The sequence below is a fragment of the Fuchsiella alkaliacetigena genome (assembly GCF_023227765.1).
GTDB lineage: Bacteria > Bacillota > Halanaerobiia > Halobacteroidales > Acetohalobiaceae > Fuchsiella > Fuchsiella alkaliacetigena.
The window spans coordinates 16592-36059 of the sequence record NZ_JALKBZ010000027.1; the positions used below are offsets into that span (position 1 = coordinate 16592).

Genomic DNA, 19468 nt, shown 5'->3' on the forward strand with positions numbered 1-19468 from the left:
TAATGGCTTTTGGAGTACCGATTGTGCTTATTATAGCGGTAGCATTTTTTGTATGGTTGTTTAGTTACATAATTCCGATTGGTTTATGGGTTTCTGCTTGGGCGGCAGGAGTTAGAATTGGAATTACTACTTTGGTGGGGATGAGGTTACGGAGAGTACCTCCTAATTATATAGTAGCTCCCCTGATTAAGTCCTTTAAAGCAGGGATTGACTTAGCTATTAATAACTTAGAGGCTCATTATTTAGCCGGAGGAAATGTGGATCGAGTAGTGGATGCTTTGATTGCTGCTGAAAGAGCTGAGATTGATTTGAGTTTTGAAAGAGCAGCAGCTATTGATTTAGCTGGTCGAGATGTCTTAGAAGCGGTACAGATGAGTGTAAATCCGAAGGTGATTCAGACGCCGATAGTGACTGCGGTAGCTATGGATGGAATTCAAGTGCAGGCTACGGCTAGAGTAACGGTTAGAGCTAATATCGAAAGATTAGTTGGGGGTGCTGGAGAAGAGACTGTTTTAGCTAGAGTGGGTGAAGGAATAGTTACTACTGTCGGTTCAGCCGATGCTCATACTCGCGTCTTGGAAAATCCGGACTCAATTTCTAGAACTGTACTGGATAAAGGTTTAGATTCGGGAACTGCTTTTGAGATCTTATCTATAGATATAGCCGATGTGGACGTAGGTAAGAATATTGGTGCTCAGTTGCAAACAGACCAGGCTGAAGCCGATAAGGAGATTGCTCAAGCTAAGGCTGAGGAAAGAAGAGCTATGGCTATAGCTGAAGAGCAAGAGATGAAGGCGCAGGTACAGCGAATGAGATCTAAGGTAGTAGAAGCCGAGGCTGAGGTTCCTTTAGCAATGGCTCAAGCTCTTAAAGAGGGTAAGCTGGGAGTTATGGACTACTTAAACTTCCAAAATATTCAGGCTGATACTGATATGCGCGAGAGTATTTCGGGCAAGGATCAGGATAAGCAGTCGAGAAATCCTAAAAATGTTGATTAGGAGTTTTGGTATCTAAGGAGGTTTTAGAATGGAGCTTATATTTCCGCTGCTGATCTATTTGGGCTATGTTTTAATCAGGAATTTTTTAAAGAAGCTAGAGGAAGAGTTTGAGGAGGCTGATCTTTCTCCAGAGTCTGCTCCGGAGAAAGAGGATACTTCATCAGTGGCGCGGCAAGAGCAGGAAGTTAAATTGGAAGAGACTTTTTCAGTTGATGATGAAGAGCTAGAAAGTAAGTATAGGCAGCGTTTGGGTGATAAGGTATTGGAAGAGGAGCAAGAGTTGCAAGCTAAGCGGGCCCGTGCTAAGGCTAAAAAGAAAAAAGCTAGACAAAAGCTAGCTGATTTGACTGCTAAGCCTGACACTACTAAAGCAGAGCAAGATTTAAGCTTGGATTTAGATAGCTTAGATCGTCATCAACTGAGACAAGGGATTGTTTTAACAGAACTATTGAGGTCTCCCCGAGCTAAACGCCCTTATAGTCCTTTATATAGTGATAAAGAGTAATTAATTGGCTTCTGTTATAAATAACAGAGGCCAATTGATTTTATTTTTTAATTTTAAATATTTCTAGTAATATTTATAGTTTTTGCAGGAAGAAAGTTCTTTAGCATTGAAAAAGATAATAGTAATTACTGCTTAGTTAAGAGTTAATAATTTAAAAAGTAGATTTAGAATTAAGAAAGGTAGGGATAATTTTGGGCTCTGTAGATTTTTATCAGCAACTTTTTAATGCAGTTGATGCATTAATTTTAGTATTAGATTTTCAAGGAAAAATAGTTTTTGTTAATCAAAGTTGGGTTGATTTGACTGGCTACTCCTTAGCAGAAGTAAAAGGAGAGGACTTTCAAGCCTTATTTACAGCTGTTGAGCAAAAAGAGGAGGCGGAGTTTCAAAAAAGTTTTAAGGAACTTTCTGTTAACTCATCTGTAAAAAACTATGAAACTTATTTATTAGGGAAGCATGGACAGCGTCATCGAATTTCTTGGTCTAGCAACTTATTTTCAGATATTAAGCAAAACTTTGAATTTATAGTATTTACTGGGGAAGATATTACTGAGCTAAATAAGTTAAAGGAAGACTTAACTGAGCTAAAAGAGCAGCAGGAGATACTGCTGGATAGTATAGATATTCAGATCTGGTACTTAAAGGACATTCGTACTTATGGAGCAGTGAATCAAGCCTTTGCTGATTTTTTAGGCTTAGAAAAGGCAGATTTAGTTGATAGTAGCTTAAGAGAGGTGCGCCAAAAAGAAGAATGGAAGCTCTGTATTCCTAAGAATAGAAAGGTATTTAGCGAAAAGGAGAAGGTTCGTACTCAAGAATGGGTGGAGAATGCTCAAGGAGAGAAAAGACTGTTAGAGATTAATAAGTACCCTAAGCTAGATAAGCAGGGTGAGGTGAAGTATGTAGTCTGTACGGCCCAAGATATTACCAAAAGAAAAGAGATGCAAAGAGAGTTAAAGCAAAATAAGCGTAAAATTGAACTATTACATAAACTTACTAGTCGCATGGGAACTAGTCAGAGAAAAGAAGAGGTCTATCAATTAACTATGGAGGCTGCTGAGGATATTTTGGACTTCAATCTCTGTATCCTCAATATTAAAGAAGGAGATAAGTTGTTAATTAAAGCTACTTCTTCTAATATGTCTTCGGCTTATTGCAAGGATTTATCCATTGATGAAGGCATTCCGGGCAAGACCTATCAAACGGGAAGATCTTACTTAATTAAGGATGTTTTTAAGATTAAAGAGTCTATTTTGACTGGTAAAAAGAGTAAGTATCGTTCTACTATTTCAGTACCTTTGGGCAAGCTAGGAGTTTTCCAGGTGGTTTCAGAAAAAGTGGCGGCTTTTGATGAAGAGGATTTAAAATTAATTGAATTACTGACTTCACATACTACTGCTGCTTTGAAGCGTTTAATTTCTGAAGCTAAGATTAAGCATATGAGCTTTCATGATGATTTAACGGGACTTTATAATCGCACTTTTTTATTAGAAGAGATGGATAGGCTTGATCAAAAAGCAGAGCTGCCTTTAAGTATTGTACTGGCAGATGTAAATGGCTTAAAGCTAATTAACGGTGCTTTTGGGTATGAAGTAGGAGATCGATTGTTAATTAAAGTAGCTAGAATAATTGAAGAAACTTGCTTGAAAAGAGATGTTATAGCTCGTTGGTCTGGAGATGAATTTGTTATTTTACTGCCCCAAAGTGGTGAGCAAAGAGTACAGAAGTTATGTGAGCAGATCAGAGATAGGTGTCAGCAAGTGGAGCTAGAGGAAGGAATAAATATTAGTTTATCCTTAGGTTATGCTACTAAGGAAAGTAGCACGGAGGAGATAGATGATACTTTTAAAAGAGCTGAAGAAGGGATGTATAAGCATAAGCTTAAGGAAAGCAAAAGCGCTCGTAGTACCATTATTGATTCTTTAAAGACTACTTTAATTGAAAAGACTTATGAAACGGCTGAGCATGCGCAGCGGCTTAAGGATTTAGCTTTAGAGTTGGGTAAGTCTATGGACTTATCTGATTTCAAACTAACGGATTTAGTTTTATTAGCTGAGCTGCATGACTTAGGAAAGGTAGGGATTTCGGAGAAGATAATTCAAAAACCCGGGCCCTTAACCGATGAAGAATGGCAGGAAATACAAAGACATCCCGAAATAGGTTATCAGATTGCCGAATCTTCAGCTGAGTTAAGTGCAGTAGCTGAAGGGATCTTGTGTCATCATGAATGGTGGGATGGTTCTGGTTATCCCCAAGGGCTTAAAGGGGAAGAAATCCCTCTAATTTCTAGAGTTATTTCTATTGTCGATGCTTTTGATGTCATGACAAATAAAAGACCATATAAAGAAGCAATGAGCAAACAGGAAGCTCTGGCAGAGCTAAAGTCCGGAGCTGGTACTCAGTTTGATCCTCAGTTAGTGGAGCAGTTTGTCGATTTATTAACTTAAATAGCCTGTTGAGACTCTTCGATTTCATCTAAATAGTCCAAAAATAGATCGGTCAATTCAGGATCGAACTGTTTTCCACGTTGATCTTTAAGTTCTTTAATTATTTCTTCTTTGGATAAAGCATAGTTATAGGGACGAAAAGACTGCATAGCATCGAAGGCATCGGCTAAAGCTAAGATTCGACCTCCTAATGATATTTCTTTTCCACTTAGGCCCTTAGGATAGCCGCTGCCATCGAAGCGTTCGTGATGTTGAGCTACTGCCTTAGTTATCTCAGTTTGATAGGGCAGTTTCATTCGCTGTAACATTTTTACTCCCCGAACAGGATGTTGTTGGATTAATTGCCATTCATTTTCATTGATATCTCCTTTTTTAATTAATAAATTTTCGCTTAACTCTAACTTACCTATATCGTGTAACATTCCTGCTAGCCAGATAGTATTTATTTTTTCGGAGCTTAACCCCATTTTCTCCCCTAAAACTTTAGCAAAATTAGCTACTCTTTTACAGTGTTCTCCTGTATAACCATCTTTGGATTCGATACAAGACAGAACTAACTCCAGTTTTTCTTTAAACTCTTTAAAATTACTTTGAATTTCATAATCTACATTTTTATCTTCCAGATTTGAAGAGTAAACGCAGATACTATTATCACCGCTTCTTTTAGCCCCGTAAACTAGACTATAATCAGCCTTTTTGAGCAGGTCATAAGGATCTTGAGCATGGTAGGGAAAGGCAGCTATACCTATAGAAGCAGTTAAACTTTGGACAATAGAACTACTATTATTGGTGAAGTTTAAATTTTTAATTCCGTCAATTAAGTTAGTAGCTATCCTTTGTCCTTCGGAAACAGAAGTTCCTACTAACATAATTACAAATTCATCTCCGCCGTATCTAAAAATATCTCCCCGGTTATTAATTTCAGTTTTCAAATAATCAGTTAAAGAGATTAAAACTTGATCTCCTACTTGGTGTCCTAACTGGTCATTGATTTCTTTAAAGTTGTCTAAGTCTAACATTAATAAACAGAGGTCGATAGTAAGCTCTCTAGCTTTTTCAACTGTCTTCTCTAGTTTATAATTTAAATAATAACGATTGTAAGTATTAGTTAGGCTATCGGTGATAGTTAACTTTTTTAATTTTGTTAATTCTTTCATTACCAATAAAGCTCCCGTAAAGAAAATTCCTAAACCAATAGCTTGTTGCCAAAATGAAATAGTGAAGTAAAAGTTCATTGATTCGTAAAAAGCATAGAGGGCAATTACAGAAGTAATATGGCCTACAAAACCGAAGAATAAGAACTCTATAATATCTGGTTTAGCGCTGAGAATTATCAATAAAAAAATAGCATAAAAGATAAAGAAGTTGCTATTTAGACCTTCTGTTAAGTAAATAAGAAAGGCTACAAAAGCTAGGTCAATAGTTGAAATTATTAGCCATAGTAAATGTCCTGTTTCCATTTGTTTGATCACTTTAACTAAGACTAAATAATATAAAATATGAATTAAAATAAAAGCTCCAAAATTTTTAACTAATAAAGGATTATTTATATGAGCAGGATTGCTGGCAAAAAAGAAAAAACTAGCTATAAAGATCGCTGTTAATTTCAACCAGCCGCCAAAATTTTTTTCAAAATTTATTATATCCTGATACATTGAGTGTTTGCCCTCCTGTATTTAACCGTTTAGTTGAGTTAAATGTTAACTAGATGACTTTTATATGTAATTCAATATATATTCAATATACTCCTGCTTATATAGCCAATTAAGTAAAAATAATTAAGACTTTCAAAGTATAGATTAAAAGATATTAGTAAATCTAGGGTATTCATTTTCGGGTATTTGTTGAAGAAATCTTTTAGTTAAGGCTAGCTCTACTAAGGTCTTTTCTTGATCTTCCAGCTCGATTAACTTATTAATTCTATTAATTGAAATATCCAGTTTGCTCATTTCAGTATGGTCTAATAATAAACCCCAGATAGAGTTTATTTCCTCCCATTTACTAATCAACTCATCTACTTCCTTATTAGCTTGGGGCCAGTTATTTGTTTCAATACTGTTCTCTAATTCAGTTAAATCATTTAACATTTCTTCTGCACTATTCATGGTAAAAGTATAACCATAGGCTGTAATTGCTAAAGTAATAATTAGTAGTATTGTAATTCCAATACCTAGTTTTTTCATAAGTTAAGACTCCTTTCTTAGCTTAATTAATTATTAGTACTGCGATAAGTTTGGTAAAATAGATTGCCTTGACAGTCTAAGCTAGCAAAAAAGACTTTAGATATTTCAGTAATTCCAAAGCTACTTAGTTCATTTTGTAACCATTTTTTGCTAAGTCCCACTTTTTCTAAATTTTTAGGATAGACCTTACCATCTATAATTATTGGGTGGGGAACTCCCTCGTATTCAGTATCTATTTCTAAATCTTTTGGATTAACAGGTCTCTTTTGGGACTTAGGAATTACGCTTATAGTACCGTTAGTTTCAATAAAGGCAAACTCTATATCGGCTATATTAGGATAGCCTTTGATTCTTAAATGCTCTAACAGTTCGTTGATATTGATTCTAGTTTTTTGCAGTTCCCCTTCAACTAGTTTACCATTTTCAATGAGAATAGTAGGTTTACCAGAGATTATTCGGCGTCCTAAATTACTTTTAGTGGTGATAATAGACATATAAATTTGGAGGATGAAAAGCATAATAATGGGAATTAAACTGTTGATTAAAGGAATATCTGTATCTTCCATAGGGATTGCTGCTAAAGCGGAGATCATAATGGTTATTGCTAATTCATAAGGTTGCAGCTCTCCAATCTGTCTTTTACCCATTATCCTAAAGGTAATTAGGACTACGCAGTATAAGATGATGGTTCTGATTATAGAGATTAGCATAGTTTAGTGCTCCTTTCTTATAAATGTATCGTTTAGTTAATAGTTAAGTTCAAGTTCTAAAAAAGTCAATATCGGTCTATTGTTGCACTGAACGTGGGGGCTAAACAGGTGTTTCACGCTAAAAAGATTATTTGATGCTTCTAGAACTCATCTCCACTAAAATAAGAGCAAGCCAATTTTAATTAGAAAAATTGGCTAATCCAGCTCTTATTTTAGCTCCGATTCGTTAAGAAGCATTGACAAATAATCTTTAATATCGCTTAGAAACACCTGTTTGGCCGTGCTGATAACGAAGTGATTTTTCACAATAAAATAATCCCCAGGGGTGTTTAGGAGCGGAATCTAGCTTTTTTCGTCGTTTTTATTAAATAACTTCAAAAATATTCAAGCAAATCATAATAGCAATGGTCTTTGATGAACACACAAAGAGAGAAAAAAGATTTGGAGCGTTAAACACCCCTGGGGTTACCCAAATTTCGTTTGAACGCAACATTATACCAATATTATTGAACTTTATATCGATTGAGTTGACTTTGTCCTCTATCTAACTATACTTTTAATATATCCAGTTAATTATTCAATTTAATTTCAAAATATCAAATTCCTATTTTGGAAAGAGAATACTTTTTCCTAAATAATAATAGTCATTTAACAGACTAGTTAAAAGGAGGAAGTATCAGTGATTAAAAAGTTAGCTACTGCTATCTTAGTTGCGGTTATTGTTTTTAGTTTAGCTTTGCCAACGCTAGCAGTGGATATTCCAGATCCCCAGTTTGAATTAGAGGCTCGCTCGGCGTTATTGATGGAAGCTGATTCAGGTAGAGTAATTTATCAAAAAAATGCGGAGGAGCAGTTAGCTCCGGCCAGTATAACTAAGATTATGACTTTACTGTTAACTATGGAGGCTATTGAGGAAGGTAGGGCTAGTTGGGATGATGTAGTTACTACTAGTGAAAGGGCTGCCGATATGGGTGGTTCACAGATCTGGTTAGAACCGGGAGAAGAAATGACTTTAGAGGAGATGGTTAAGGCAATAGCTATTGTTTCGGCTAATGATGCCTGTGTGGCTGTAGCAGAGCATCTTTATGGTAGTGAGGAAGCCTTCGTAGAGGTTATGAATAACAGAGCTGAGGAGTTAGGAATGGAGAATACCCACTTTGTAAATACTAATGGGCTTCCCCCTGGCGATGCTGATGAGCAAGGAAATTATAGTACTGCTTACGATGTAGCTTTGATGTCTAGAGAACTGCTTAAACATGGCGATGTTTTAGAGTATACTTCTACTTGGATTGACTATCTGCGGGATGGGGAGTCATTTTTACGCAATACTAACGATTTAGTGAAGTCTTATCGAGGAGCCGATGGGCTTAAAACAGGCTATGTTGAGGACGCGGGCTTTTGTGTGGCGGCAACGGCTGAACGGGAAGGAATAAGATTTATTTCGGTGATTATGAAGGATGTAGATTCTAAGCTTCGTTTTGAGGAAGCAGCTCAACTTCTATCTTACGGTTTTAATATCTATCAACCTATTGAAGTAGCAAAAAAAGGAGAGGTTTTAGTAGAGGAACTAGAGGTCTATAAAGGTAAAGATCCGCAGATTAAAGCTATAGCTAAGGAGGATTTAAATGTGGCTGTAATTAGAGGGGCTGAGGATAAATTAAAAAAACAGGTGCTTATTGATAGTGACTTAACTGCTCCCTTGGCTGAAGGAGATAGGGTAGGTGAGTTAAGAGTATTAACTGAGGATAAAGAGCTAGATAGTGTGGAATTAGTTAGTGACCGGGAGGTTGAACGAGGAAATATTATTCAAATAGTTATTCAATTATTGAAAAGGTTTTTGCATAACTTGGTTAATATCTTTTAAATAGTACGATACATTTAATTAAATAACTAGAAAAAAATGTAATACTTGCAGGAGAAGGAAGATTTATCTTGAATATACTATATAGAGTAATTATTAGCCTAAGGGGGAACTAAGATGGAGATGGAAATGGAGAGAGTAGAAACTAATCTAATTGTGAGAATCAGTGGAGATCTAGATTTACATACAGTTCCTGCTTTACGGAAGCAGATAGAAGCAAGGTTGGATCGAGAAGTGGGAATTAAAAATTTGATTCTTAATTTAAAAGGAGTAGATTTTGTTGATAGTGCCGGGATAGGCTTCATAATAGGCAGATATAAGCGGATCAGCAAGCATGGTGGTCAGCTGAGAGTTGTTAATATTAAGGAGTCTATCAATAAGGTGTTTAAGCTATCGGGGGTTTTAAAGATAGCAGATATATTTAGCGATGAAGCAGAAGCTTTGCAGGCGGTGTAAAACTACTAATACAGGAGGTAAGTAGATTGAGTAAGAATAGAGCTAAACTAGAGATTAAAGGGATTAGTGATAATATCGGCTTAGCTAGAGTTACTGTGGCTTCTTTTGCTGCTCAACTGGACTTTACTTTATCTGAAATTGAGGAGATTAAAGTGGCTACTTCGGAAGCAGTATCCAATGCAATTATCCATGGTTATGGTGAGGGTGAAGGTAGTATTCAGATTACTTTAGAGCTTCAGGGAGAAGAGTTAATAATTATAGTTGAAGACTATGGAGTTGGAATTGAAGATATTGAACAGGCTTGTGAGCCGGACTATACAACGGCTGATAGAATGGGCCTGGGTCTGGTATTTATCGACTCCTTTATGGATCAGGTGGATATTGAATCTCAACTGGAGCAAGGGACAAAGATTAAAATGGTAAAGAGTCCAGAAAAATCAAAGAAAAAAGCTAAGTAGGAGAGAATTTAAATGAATAGTTCTACTAATAGTTTAGATATTCCCGAAAATGAACTTTTATCCGATGAGGAGACTAAGGAGTTATTGGCTAGGGCCCAGGAAGGCGATAAAGAGGCTAAGGAAAAACTGACTAATCACAATTTAAAGTTGGTATTGAAGATAGCCCATCGTTTTTCTAATAGTAGATATGATTATGAAGAGTTATTTCAGATTGGTAGTATCGGTTTATTAAAGGCGATTGATAGATTTGATCTTGAGAGAGAGGTTAAGTTTTCTACCTATGCTGTGCCTTTGATTATTGGGGAGATTAAGCGTTTTTTAAGAGATGATGACTTAGTAAAGGTTAGTCGTTCAATGAAGGTGACGGCTTATAAGGTAAATAAGATCAAAGAGAAGTTAATGGGAAAGCTGAATCGAGAGCCTACTATTAATGAAATTGCAGAAGAGATGGAAGTGCCTAGAGAAGAGATTGTTAGTGCTTTAGAGGCTGTTAGAGAGCCGGAGTCGATTTATAAGTCTATTTACGAAGAAGAGGGTAGCTCTATAGAACTGATTGATCAGCTAGCAGCTAGTGCTGGCGACTATGAAGCTGAGATTACTAGATTGGATTTACAGGAAGTTATTGAAAATTTACAGTCTAGAGAAAGATTAATTTTAAGGCTGCGTTTTTTTGAAGAACTGACTCAGACTGAAGTGGCTGAAAGATTGGGAGTTTCTCAGGTGCAGGTTTCTAGATTGGAGCGGCAGATTTTAGCTAAAATTAGAGAAGAGTTTGATTGAAATAATTAATAAAAGAAAGGCTGCAGGATTTTCCTGCAGTCTCTTTATTTTTTTGTATTGATAGCCGTTAAGTTACACATAATAGCTTTGAACTTAGCTAGATTGAAGGTTGGGTGAGAAAATGCTAATCGGTAAAAGATTTGAAAATATTATTTTTTGGATAGCAGTTATTTTAGCTTTTGTTTTTGCAGTTTATTTATTAATAAACAGTAATTTATTTAATCCTCAATCACCTGAGGGTGCTATCAAAGTTCAGGCAATGTATAGTTCGATTAAAATTTGGAAGACTACTGAAGAAGAAAAAGTAGACTATATTATTAAGTATTGTCCATTTAAAATAGGGAGTGATAGTTATGTCACAGTTAGATAAGACTCCTAGTGAGTATAAAAGGTTGATTAAGCAGGTAAGCTCTGATGACTCTTTATCTAAGAAGGTTACTAAAGCTTATATAATTGGAGGTTTAATCTGTGTAGTAGGAGAGGTGATTTTTCAGCTATTGGTTGCGCGTGGGATTCCAGTAGAGGAAGCAAATCCCTTAATGGCGATTAGTATGATTACTATTGGAGGTCTTTTAACCGGGTTAGGTGTTTATGATAGAATATCTCAGTATGCCGGAGCAGGAACTATAGTCCCGATCACCGGCTTTGCTAATGCAGTAGTAGCTCCGGCGATGGAGCATAAGCAGGATGGCTATATTTTAGGAGTAGGAGCAAAGATGTACGGGGTGGCCGGGCCCGTTTTAACTTACGGAATGTTAACTGCTTTTTTGATTGGAGTTATTAAGTTAGTCTTTATTTAGGGAGGTTCTAGGGGATGCAAAATAGGTTAGGACAACAGACAATCCAGTTTAATTCACAGCCAATGATAATCTCTTCTGCAGCAGTGGTAGGGCCTAAGGAGGAACAAGGGCCTTTAGGGGATTATTTCGATAAATGTTTAGAGGATTCTTATTATGGAGAGCAAAGCTGGGAAAAGGCTGAACGAAAAATGACTAATGAAAATCTTAATTTGTTGTTACAGAAGGCTAAATTGAGCCCCGATAAGATAGATTACTTGCTGGGTGGCGATTTATTAAATCAGATAGTTACCTCTAATTTTGTAGCTAGTAAGCTACCTATACCTTTTTTGGGGCTCTATGGAGCTTGCTCTACTATGGCTGAAGGAATGATTTTGGGAGCAGTTTTAATTGATGGTAATTATGCGCGCCGAACTATAAATTTCACTTCCAGTCACTATCAAGGAGCTGAACGGCAGTATAGAACTCCTAATGAGTATGGAGATCAGCATCCTGACTATAAGCAGTGGACTGCTACGGGAACTGGAGCGGTGCTTTTAGCAAGCGATGGTAGCGGGCCCGTAGTTACTGAAGCTACAGTAGGTAAAGTGATTGACTATGGAGTTAAAGATCCTAAAAATATGGGAGCAGCTATGGCTCCGGCTGCTGCGGAGACTATTTTGCAGCATTTAGAGGATACCAATAGAACTCCGAGTGATTATGACTTGATTGCTACCGGTGATTTAGGGAAGGTAGGGACTAAGCTATTAAAAGAGTTATTGGCAGATAAAGAGCTAGATATTGATCAGCAGCATGATGACTGTGGGTTGATGCTTTATAACTCCAATCAAGGAGTTGGAGCAGGCGGTAGTGGCTGTGCTTGTTCAGCTGTGGTAACTTCTTCTTATCTATTACCTTATCTTAACGATAGCCATTTAGATAGAGTATTGTTGGTGGCTACTGGAGCTTTATTGAGTCCTTTAACTAATTTGCAGGGTGAGAGTATTCCGGCCATTGCTCACGCAGTAGTAATCGAAAGTAATTCTCAAAATGATGCGATTGGTAACCAAGAAAATAGACAGCGGGGAACAGGCTTTAAAGAGGAAGCTATACAGCCAGTAATAGAGTCTGAAGATGGAGAAAACACATAAAGTATTTGGCTTTAAGTTTTAAGCTGATAAGGAAGGGGATTGATTTGAACTATTTGCTTGCTTTTTTAGTAGGAGGCTTTATTTGTGGATTGGGTCAGCTTTTTTTGGATTTGACTAACTATACGCCGGCCCATCTACTGGTTATTTTAGTGGTTAGTGGAGCAGTTTTGACAGGATTAGGACTATATCAGCCAATTATTGACTTTGCTGGCGGTGGAGTTACGGTGCTGGTGATTAATTTTGGTCATGTGTTGGCCAAGGGAGTTTTAGCTGAAGTGGAAAGGTTAGGCTTTTTAGGGCTTTTTGCGGGGATTTTAGAGATCGGCAGTATTGGGATTAGTGCTTCTATAGTGTTGGGCTTTTTGATGTCGGTTATTTTCAGACCCAAGGAATGAAATTTAGTTAATAATTAAGAGTTAATAGTTAAGAGTTGGAGTTCAAAAGCTTAAATGCATTGTAACAATATTGGTATACTGTTTCGTTGAGCGTGGGAGGCCAAATGGGTGTTTAACGCTAGAAAAGTTTATTTTAGTACTTCTAAGACTCATCTCCACTAAAATAAGAACCCGCCAATTTTAATTAGAAAAATTGGCTAAACCAGTTCTTATTTTAGCTCCAATTCGTCAAGAAGCACTAAAAAATAAACTTTGATATCGCTTATAAACACCCATTTGGCCGTGCTGATAACGAAAACCTGTAAGTTGATATGTTTCAAAGAGCGACTCTCACTGCCTTTTCAATTTAAATACGAAAGGTGAAGCCAGCACTAGGATATCGAATGCGTCGTAAAATAGCCCGGAGGCAGGAGATTTGTAGGAGAATTTGTTTTTAAACTAATTCTTTCAGTAAGAGCACTAAAACTACTATTTACTCTCAAGACTTCTATCATAGCCAGTATTGTTTTTTATGCTGGCTATGCCGGGAGGGCTATTTTTGAGAGAGAAGGAGGCACGGATGCTCACTAACCTTCCAATCTAATTACGCAAGGTAAGGTTAGCACTAGTACCTCGAGTACGTCGGACTGAACGGCAAGTGGTTGAAACATATCAACTAGCTGAGGCCTTCGATAATAATTATATCGGGAACGAAACAATAGAACGATAATGTTTCATTCTTGAAGCTTGAATTTAACTTTAGGATAAGGAGTATAATAAATGGCAGCTCAAAAAGCTATACTAATCACTGATGGAGATAGAACGGCTCAAAATACTATTGAAACTGTAGCCGATAAACTAAATCTGAGAACTATATCTAGTTCAGCCGGAAATCCAACTCCCTGTAGTGGAGAGAAAATAATAGAGCTGATTAAAGCCTCTCCGGCAGAAGTGGTATTAGTAATGTTCGATGATGAAGGTGACCTGCAACAAGGGGCCGGTGAAAAGGCTTTAGAAAGGGTGCTGGCTAGCTCAGAAATAGAAGTTTTAGGAGTAGTAGCTGTGGCAGCTAACTCCAAGGAAGTACAAGGGATTGAGCCAGACTTTTCTATTACTAGAGAAGGAGAGCGAGTTGCAGAGCCGGTAGATAAGGAAGGGCAAGTTGAAGCAGAAGGAAATATCTATTTAGAAGGAGATACGGTGGATGTTATTAATCAGTTTGAAGTTCCCTTAGTAGTAGGGGTTGGCGATATCGGTAAAATGGACGAGCAGGATAGACTAGAAGCGGGAGCCCCCATTACTACTCAGGCTATTGAGGAAATATTGGCGAGGAGTGGTATTGATTATGAAGCTTATAGCTAAGAGTGTAGATCAAAATTTGCAGTATTTGCAAAAAGAATTAAATGCTGATCTTAGTTTCGATGTATTAACTAGAACCTTCTGTGTAGGGGATAAAAAGGCAGGTTTAATCTTTTTAGATGGATTTATTAAGGATGAATTTATATTTATTATTAGAAAGTTGATTGAAACTAAGCGAGAAGATTTGAGCGTTGATGCAATTCAAAAGATCATAGATCAACGGATACCTTATTTTGAAGTAGAGACTATAGATAATCTAGAGGAAGCTAAAGATCAGATTTTAGCTGGGCCCCAAATACTATTTATTGAAGGGGAAACAGAGGCGATCTTAATAGACGGTCGAACTTGGATAATGACTGCTCCTGATGAACCGGAGTTGGAGAAGACTACTCGCGGGCCCGGCGATGGCTTTGTAGAAACTCTATTATTCAATGTGCAGTTAATTAGAAGAAGGCTGCGTGACCCGCAGTTAATTACTGAAGCTTTTCAAGTAGGTAAAAGATCACAAAATGATGTAGCTTTAGTCTATATTAAGGATATAGCTAATCCAGACTTAGTTGATAAAATTCGAGATAGATTAAAGCAGATAGATGTAGATGGATTGCCCATGGCTGATAGAACTATTGAGGACTTCATTACTGGAGATACCCTCAATCCTTTACCTAAGATTAGATATACTGAACGTCCTGATGTGGCCGTAGCTAATCTGCTAGAAGGTAAGATCTGTGTGATGGTAGACAATACGCCCACAGTACTTTTATTACCAGCGGTCTTTTTCGATCAACTGGAGAGCTTAGAAGACTATCGTCAACCCCCAGTACCAGGCAGCTATTTAAAAATAATTCGTTTATTAGCTTTATGGGTTTCTTTATTTTTACCACCTCTGTGGTTAGTAGGGGCTTTGCAACCCGAACTACTACCAGAGTTTTTGGAGTTTATTGGTCCTAAAGAGGTAGGAGCTATTCCGATCGGTATTCAGTTTATTCTAGCCAGTGTAGGGATAGATTTAATGAGATTAGCTTCAATTCAGACTCCTAATGCTTTATCTACTTCACTCAGTTTAATTGGTGCTTTACTCCTAGGAGAGTTTGCGGTAGAAGTAGGGCTATTTATGCCGGAGACTATTTTATACATGGCAGCGGGAGCTATCAGTACCTTTGTAATTCCAAGTTTTGAGTTGGGCTTAACAGTAAAATTAATGAGATTTGTATTATTAATTTTAGTTACTGCCTTTACTGGGGTTGGCTTTATCATTGGTACTTTAGGAATAATGGTTTTATTCGGATTTACTAAATCTTTTGGTACTCACTACATGTGGCCTTTAATTCCTTTTGATGGGGATGCGTTAAGGAGTTTCATAACTAGACGTTCTATTCTAGAACTATCTGTACGGCGACCTAAGTTGAATAGACCGGTTGATAAGGATAGACTACCAGAAAATGATACTGAATGAGGGACTATTATGGGCAGTTTTCTTAAGATGCTTTTGTATAGCTCTTTAGCAGGGGGAGCGTTAGTTTTAGGAGGATATTTAGGGACTAAAAAGCTTCCAGATCGAGTTTTATCCTTTATCCTCTCTTTGGGAGCTGGAATTTTGCTATCGTTGATCTCTTTTTCCCTAATTCCTGAAGCCTATAGAAAAGCAGGAATTTGGGGTTGTTCTGTTAGTTTCATGTTAGGTGGACTTTTCTTTTTAGGAGCTGATGACTATATAGAAAGACGTTTTAAGACTAGTGTGGGTATGGCCTTAGGTTCTTTTTTAGATAGTGTTCCTGAATCTATCAGTATAGGCATTGGCTTCGCTTCCGGAGATGGTGGTTTAGGTTTAGTTTTGGCAGTTTCGATTTTAATGCATAATATTCCCGAAGGCTTTTTATCTGCTGAGGAGATGATTTATGAAAGTGAATTAAACCATAAATGGGTTTATTTAATTATTGGAGTAGTAGCCTTAATTAATCCTCTAGGAGCTATTTTCGGTTATCACTTTTTAAGTAATTTAGCTGAGTTCTGGTTAGGTTCGATAATGTCTTTTGCTGGAGGAGCAATTCTTTATTTAATTGCTCATAAGATAATTCCCAAGGCTTATAAAACTGGGAGTCGAGTTGAGATAATGGGGATTTTAATCGGATTTTTAGTTAGTTTTTTGCTGGGCAAGATCTTTATTCATAATTAAAAAGGAGGGAAATAAATGAGTGCTAAAGTAGGTATTCCAAAGTCTTTATTATACTTTTATTATTATCCTGCTTGGCGAAAGTTTTTTGAGGAGTTAGAAGTAGAGATAGTAGAGTCTCAAACAACTAATAAGTCTATAGTAGACCAAGGAGTAAAGCTGGCTGTGGATGAGGCCTGCTTTCCGGTTAAGGTCTGTTATGGGCATTTGATGGAGTTAAGAGAAAAGGTAGACTATATATTTTTACCTAGAGTAGTTAGTGTAACTAAAAAGGAGTATTTATGTCCTAAATTAATGGGCTTACCGGATATGATCAAGAATAATATTGCTGACTTACCACCATTGATTACTCCTACTATTAATCATAATCAGAGCTGGCCAGCTCAGTTAAAAGCTAACTTAGAAATAGGATATTATTTTACTGATAGTAAGTTAGAGATCTTAAAGGCGCATTGGCAGGCTGCTCAGGCCTTAAAAAAACATCGTCAGCAGCTGCTGAAGTCAAATTTAGCTAATAATGAGGTTAATATTGCTGTTTTAGGCCATAGTTATCTATTATACGATGATTATATGAGCTTAGGAATTATTGAAAAACTAGAGGAGTTGGGAGTGGAGGTAGTAACTCCAGAAAACTTGAGTGAGAGTCAGATTGAACAAGGAGCTAGCAAGTTAACTAAAGATCTGTTTTGGACCTTTAATAAAAAGATTATCGGGGCGGCCTATTATCTATTCAATAGAGCAGAGATTGATGGGATTATTCAGTTAGCTGCTTTTGGCTGCGGGCCCGATGCCTTGATCGGTGAGTTGATAGAGCGGCAGGCTAAAAGAAGAAGTGATGTGCATTTTATGACTTTGAACTTAGATGAACACACTGGCGAAGCAGGTTTGGAGACTAGGATAGAAGCCTTTGTAGATATGATAAAATGGGAGGCTAAAAGAGCATGAAAGTAACCTTTCCTCATATGGGAAATCTCAATATTTCGGTTAAATCGTTTTTCAAAAACTTAGGTTTAGATGTTTTAGAACCCCCGCCAATTACTAAACGGACTTTGGATTTAGGGGTTAAATATGCTCCGGAGTTTGCTTGTTTGCCTTTAAAGATTAATATCGGCAACTATATAGAAGCTTTGGAGGCTGGGGCAGATACTATTATTATGGGTGGGGGAATAGGGCCCTGTAGATTCGGCTACTATGCCGAAGTCCAAAAAGAGATCTTAAACGATTTAAACTACGATTATCAGATGTTAGTTTTAGAGCCCTTTCAGAGTGGTTGGAAGCACTTTTTAAAGCAGCTTAAGTTCTTATTTAAGCATACCTCTTGGTGGAAGCTACGCTCTGCTTGGCGAGTAGCTTGGAGAAAGTGTCAGTTAATAGATGAAGCAACTAAGTATGTTAATCAAATGAGAGCCTATGCTGTACAGCCTAAACGAGTGACCGAAATTTATGATGACTGCTTGGAGGAGTTAGCAGCTAATGACGATATTGAGGAACTAGAAAGCAGTTTAAAGCAGATGAAAAATAAAATTTTGGACTTGGAGCTAGATAGAGATAGAGAGCCTTTGCGAGTAGGGATAGTAGGGGAGATCTATGTTGTCTTAGAGTCCTTTACCAATCTCAATGTTGAAAAGAAATTAGGAGAGCTGGGAGTTATAGTTGATCGTTCTATCTATCTCAGTGATTGGATTAGCGAGCACATATTTAATACAGCTCAGAGCCAGGCAGAACACAAGCGTTTAGAAAAACTAGCTGAACCCTATTTAGAACACTTTGTAGGTGGACATGGTTTGGAAAGTATAGGTAGAGTAGTCGATTATGCTGAGCAAGGCTACGATGGAGCAGTACAGCTAGCTCCCTTTACCTGTATGCCTGAAATAGTAGCGCAAAGTATTTTACCTGAACTGAGTAAGGACTATGGTTTGCCAGTATTATCTTTAATATTAGATGAGCATACTGGCGAGGCAGGGGTTATTACTAGATTGGAAGCCTTTGTTGATTTATTGAGTAGAAAACGAAACGAAGAGAAAGGAGAACAGGTAGTATGAAGGCCTATTTAGGAATTGATGTAGGTTCGGTTAGTACTAACTTAGTCTTAACTAATCAAAATCAAGAGGTTTTAGAAAAGCTATACTTACGAACTCAGGGTCGACCGATAGATATTATTCAGTCAGGACTGGAGCAGCTAAAGCCTAAAGTAGGTGATTTGCAGATCAAGGGAGTCGGCACCACCGGTAGTGCTAGAAACCTAGCCGGAGTGATGGTAGGAGCCGATGTAGTTAAGAATGAAATTACGGCTCATGCAGTGGCAGCTTCGCAGATGGTATCAGGAGTACGGACGGTATTAGAGATTGGCGGTCAGGATTCCAAAATTATAATTTTAAGAGAGGGAGTAGTGACCGACTTTGCTATGAATACCGTTTGTGCTGCGGGAACAGGCTCCTTTTTAGATCAGCAGGCCAGCAGATTAGGAATTCCTATTGAGGACTTTGGAGACTTAGCTTTAGAGGCTGAAGAAGGAGTTAGAGTTGCTGGACGTTGTTCTGTATTTGCAGAATCTGATATGATCCATAAGCAGCAGTTAGGTCACTGTACTGAGGATATAATTGCTGGTCTCTGTGAGGCTCTGGTGAGAAACTATTTAAATAATGTCGGTCAGGGTAAGGAGATATTGGAACCAATTATCTTTCAAGGAGGAGTAGCAGCTAATGCCGGGATTAAAAAAGCCTTTGCTGAAGAGTTATCAGCAGATATTCATGTGCCTGAACATTATAATGTAATGGGGGCCCTAGGAGCTGCTATTTTAGCCCAGGAACAGGTGAAAAATAAACAGCAGAGTAGCTTTAAAGGGTTTGCTGTCACTGAATTCGATTATGATGTTAGCAGCTTTGAATGCAATTCATGTCCGAACTACTGTGAAATTATTAATATTTATCAACAAGAAGAATTGATAGCTAGATGGGGGTCTAAATGTACTAGGTGGGAAGCGATTTGATTAGCGGCAATATGGTTATAAAGTTCAGTTGATAAAGGACAGAGGATAAAGGATAGATAAAGTTCAAAAGATTAAAACCCACCTAAAACCTTAGTCAAAATTAAGCTTTAATTTAAGTTTAGGATAATAATTTTAATTTTTTATAAATTCGTTGAAACTTACGAAATAGAGTATTGTGACGCCCCCTATTGATGTTGGACAAAAGGTTAGTTAACACTTTATAATAATTATAGGGGGTAAAAAATAATGCC

The 19468-nt window shown here is 37.3% G+C and carries 20 protein-coding genes; 17 read left to right on the plus strand and 3 right to left on the minus strand.

Going from position 1 to position 19468, the window contains the following annotated elements; all coding sequences use genetic code 11:
* Nucleotides 1–2: 2 nt before the first annotated feature.
* The 3 genes from floA (at nucleotide 3) to MWH30_RS08780 (ending at nucleotide 3950) form a co-directional block, all read left to right on the plus strand.
* Nucleotides 3–998 carry a flotillin-like protein FloA gene (gene floA, locus MWH30_RS08770; protein WP_248663700.1) on the plus strand — a complete coding sequence of 332 codons (996 nt, stop codon included), beginning with the start codon at nucleotides 3–5 and terminating at the stop codon, nucleotides 996–998.
* Nucleotides 999–1026: 28 nt separating this feature from the next.
* Entirely contained in the window at nucleotides 1027–1503 is a 477-nt protein-coding gene (locus tag MWH30_RS08775) for a hypothetical protein (protein ID WP_248663701.1), read from the plus strand.
* A 191-nt stretch (nucleotides 1504–1694) separates the two neighbouring features.
* Nucleotides 1695–3950 (plus strand): HD domain-containing phosphohydrolase, encoded by a 2256-nt coding sequence (locus MWH30_RS08780; protein ID WP_248663702.1) that lies wholly within the window; start codon nucleotides 1695–1697, stop codon nucleotides 3948–3950.
* On the opposite strand, the gene MWH30_RS08785 is transcribed toward MWH30_RS08780, so the two are convergent.
* From MWH30_RS08785 to MWH30_RS08795, 3 genes are all read right to left on the minus strand, one after another.
* Nucleotides 3947–5605: a bifunctional diguanylate cyclase/phosphohydrolase gene (locus MWH30_RS08785; RefSeq protein WP_248663703.1), complete on the minus strand. Its 1659-nt coding sequence runs from the start codon at nucleotides 5603–5605 to the stop codon at nucleotides 3947–3949. The genes MWH30_RS08780 and MWH30_RS08785 overlap by 4 nt on opposite strands.
* A gap of 144 nt (nucleotides 5606–5749) precedes the next feature.
* Nucleotides 5750–6133 (minus strand): DUF4363 family protein, encoded by a 384-nt coding sequence (locus tag MWH30_RS08790; protein WP_248663704.1) that lies wholly within the window; start codon nucleotides 6131–6133, stop codon nucleotides 5750–5752.
* 26 nt (nucleotides 6134–6159) lie between these two features.
* Nucleotides 6160–6843 carry a DUF421 domain-containing protein gene (locus MWH30_RS08795; RefSeq protein ID WP_248663705.1) on the minus strand — a complete coding sequence of 228 codons (684 nt, stop codon included), beginning with the start codon at nucleotides 6841–6843 and terminating at the stop codon, nucleotides 6160–6162.
* A gap of 679 nt (nucleotides 6844–7522) precedes the next feature.
* Between MWH30_RS08795 and MWH30_RS08800 the strand changes: the two genes are divergently transcribed.
* The 14 genes from MWH30_RS08800 (at nucleotide 7523) to MWH30_RS08865 (ending at nucleotide 19217) form a co-directional block, all read left to right on the plus strand.
* Nucleotides 7523–8707 carry a D-alanyl-D-alanine carboxypeptidase family protein gene (locus MWH30_RS08800; protein ID WP_248663706.1) on the plus strand — a complete coding sequence of 395 codons (1185 nt, stop codon included), beginning with the start codon at nucleotides 7523–7525 and terminating at the stop codon, nucleotides 8705–8707.
* 114 nt (nucleotides 8708–8821) lie between these two features.
* The gene (gene spoIIAA / locus MWH30_RS08805; RefSeq protein WP_248663707.1) at nucleotides 8822–9160 is read left to right on the plus strand and encodes an anti-sigma F factor antagonist; all 339 of its coding nucleotides are present in this window, start codon (nucleotides 8822–8824) and stop codon (nucleotides 9158–9160) included.
* Between the two features lie 26 nt (nucleotides 9161–9186).
* Nucleotides 9187–9618: an anti-sigma F factor gene (spoIIAB, locus tag MWH30_RS08810; RefSeq protein ID WP_248663708.1), complete on the plus strand. Its 432-nt coding sequence runs from the start codon at nucleotides 9187–9189 to the stop codon at nucleotides 9616–9618.
* Nucleotides 9619–9630: 12 nt separating this feature from the next.
* Complete coding sequence (locus MWH30_RS08815; RefSeq protein WP_248663709.1) at nucleotides 9631–10398, plus strand: SigF/SigG family RNA polymerase sporulation sigma factor; 768 nt, start codon at nucleotides 9631–9633, stop codon at nucleotides 10396–10398.
* A 121-nt stretch (nucleotides 10399–10519) separates the two neighbouring features.
* Entirely contained in the window at nucleotides 10520–10768 is a 249-nt protein-coding gene (locus MWH30_RS08820) for a hypothetical protein (RefSeq protein ID WP_248663710.1), read from the plus strand.
* Nucleotides 10752–11198, plus strand: coding sequence for a stage V sporulation protein AC (gene spoVAC, locus MWH30_RS08825; RefSeq protein ID WP_248663711.1), 447 nt, complete (start codon nucleotides 10752–10754; stop codon nucleotides 11196–11198). Before MWH30_RS08820 ends, spoVAC begins: the two co-directional genes overlap by 17 nt.
* A gap of 14 nt (nucleotides 11199–11212) precedes the next feature.
* Entirely contained in the window at nucleotides 11213–12325 is a 1113-nt protein-coding gene (gene spoVAD, locus MWH30_RS08830; protein ID WP_248663712.1) for a stage V sporulation protein AD, read from the plus strand.
* Nucleotides 12326–12369: 44 nt separating this feature from the next.
* A complete protein-coding gene (locus MWH30_RS08835) occupies nucleotides 12370–12720 on the plus strand; it encodes a SpoVA/SpoVAEb family sporulation membrane protein (protein WP_248663713.1) in 351 nt (116 codons plus the stop codon).
* 759 nt (nucleotides 12721–13479) lie between these two features.
* Nucleotides 13480–14061: a stage V sporulation protein AE gene (locus MWH30_RS08840; protein ID WP_248663714.1), complete on the plus strand. Its 582-nt coding sequence runs from the start codon at nucleotides 13480–13482 to the stop codon at nucleotides 14059–14061.
* Entirely contained in the window at nucleotides 14045–15511 is a 1467-nt protein-coding gene (locus tag MWH30_RS08845) for a spore germination protein (RefSeq protein WP_248663715.1), read from the plus strand. The genes MWH30_RS08840 and MWH30_RS08845 overlap by 17 nt, the downstream gene beginning before the upstream one ends.
* 9 nt (nucleotides 15512–15520) lie before the next feature.
* Nucleotides 15521–16231, plus strand: a complete 711-nt coding sequence (locus MWH30_RS08850) for a ZIP family metal transporter (protein WP_248663716.1) — start codon at nucleotides 15521–15523, stop codon at nucleotides 16229–16231.
* Nucleotides 16232–16246: 15 nt separating this feature from the next.
* Nucleotides 16247–17173, plus strand: coding sequence for an acyl-CoA dehydratase activase-related protein (locus MWH30_RS08855; protein ID WP_248663717.1), 927 nt, complete (start codon nucleotides 16247–16249; stop codon nucleotides 17171–17173).
* Nucleotides 17170–18270 (plus strand): acyl-CoA dehydratase activase-related protein, encoded by a 1101-nt coding sequence (locus tag MWH30_RS08860; protein ID WP_248663718.1) that lies wholly within the window; start codon nucleotides 17170–17172, stop codon nucleotides 18268–18270. Before MWH30_RS08855 ends, MWH30_RS08860 begins: the two co-directional genes overlap by 4 nt.
* Nucleotides 18267–19217 carry an acyl-CoA dehydratase activase gene (locus MWH30_RS08865; protein WP_248663719.1) on the plus strand — a complete coding sequence of 317 codons (951 nt, stop codon included), beginning with the start codon at nucleotides 18267–18269 and terminating at the stop codon, nucleotides 19215–19217. Before MWH30_RS08860 ends, MWH30_RS08865 begins: the two co-directional genes overlap by 4 nt.
* The last annotated feature ends 251 nt before the right edge of the window (nucleotides 19218–19468 follow it).

Bases quoted from the DNA above. Each gene is read 5' to 3' on its own strand.
- floA (WP_248663700.1), top strand. From the start codon at position 3: ATGGCTTTTGGAGTACCGATTGTGCTTATTATAGCGGTAGCATTTTTT.
- MWH30_RS08775 (WP_248663701.1), top strand. From the start codon at position 1,027: ATGGAGCTTATATTTCCGCTGCTGATCTATTTGGGCTATGTTTTAATC.
- MWH30_RS08785 (WP_248663703.1), bottom strand. From the start codon at position 5,605: ATGTATCAGGATATAATAAATTTTGAAAAAAATTTTGGCGGCTGGTTG.
- MWH30_RS08790 (WP_248663704.1), bottom strand. From the start codon at position 6,133: ATGAAAAAACTAGGTATTGGAATTACAATACTACTAATTATTACTTTA.
- MWH30_RS08795 (WP_248663705.1), bottom strand. From the start codon at position 6,843: ATGCTAATCTCTATAATCAGAACCATCATCTTATACTGCGTAGTCCTA.
- spoIIAA (WP_248663707.1), top strand. From the start codon at position 8,822: ATGGAGATGGAAATGGAGAGAGTAGAAACTAATCTAATTGTGAGAATC.
- MWH30_RS08815 (WP_248663709.1), top strand. From the start codon at position 9,631: ATGAATAGTTCTACTAATAGTTTAGATATTCCCGAAAATGAACTTTTA.
- MWH30_RS08820 (WP_248663710.1), top strand. From the start codon at position 10,520: ATGCTAATCGGTAAAAGATTTGAAAATATTATTTTTTGGATAGCAGTT.
- spoVAC (WP_248663711.1), top strand. From the start codon at position 10,752: ATGTCACAGTTAGATAAGACTCCTAGTGAGTATAAAAGGTTGATTAAG.
- spoVAD (WP_248663712.1), top strand. From the start codon at position 11,213: ATGCAAAATAGGTTAGGACAACAGACAATCCAGTTTAATTCACAGCCA.
- MWH30_RS08840 (WP_248663714.1), top strand. From the start codon at position 13,480: ATGGCAGCTCAAAAAGCTATACTAATCACTGATGGAGATAGAACGGCT.
- MWH30_RS08845 (WP_248663715.1), top strand. From the start codon at position 14,045: ATGAAGCTTATAGCTAAGAGTGTAGATCAAAATTTGCAGTATTTGCAA.
- MWH30_RS08850 (WP_248663716.1), top strand. From the start codon at position 15,521: ATGGGCAGTTTTCTTAAGATGCTTTTGTATAGCTCTTTAGCAGGGGGA.
- MWH30_RS08855 (WP_248663717.1), top strand. From the start codon at position 16,247: ATGAGTGCTAAAGTAGGTATTCCAAAGTCTTTATTATACTTTTATTAT.
- MWH30_RS08860 (WP_248663718.1), top strand. From the start codon at position 17,170: ATGAAAGTAACCTTTCCTCATATGGGAAATCTCAATATTTCGGTTAAA.
- MWH30_RS08865 (WP_248663719.1), top strand. From the start codon at position 18,267: ATGAAGGCCTATTTAGGAATTGATGTAGGTTCGGTTAGTACTAACTTA.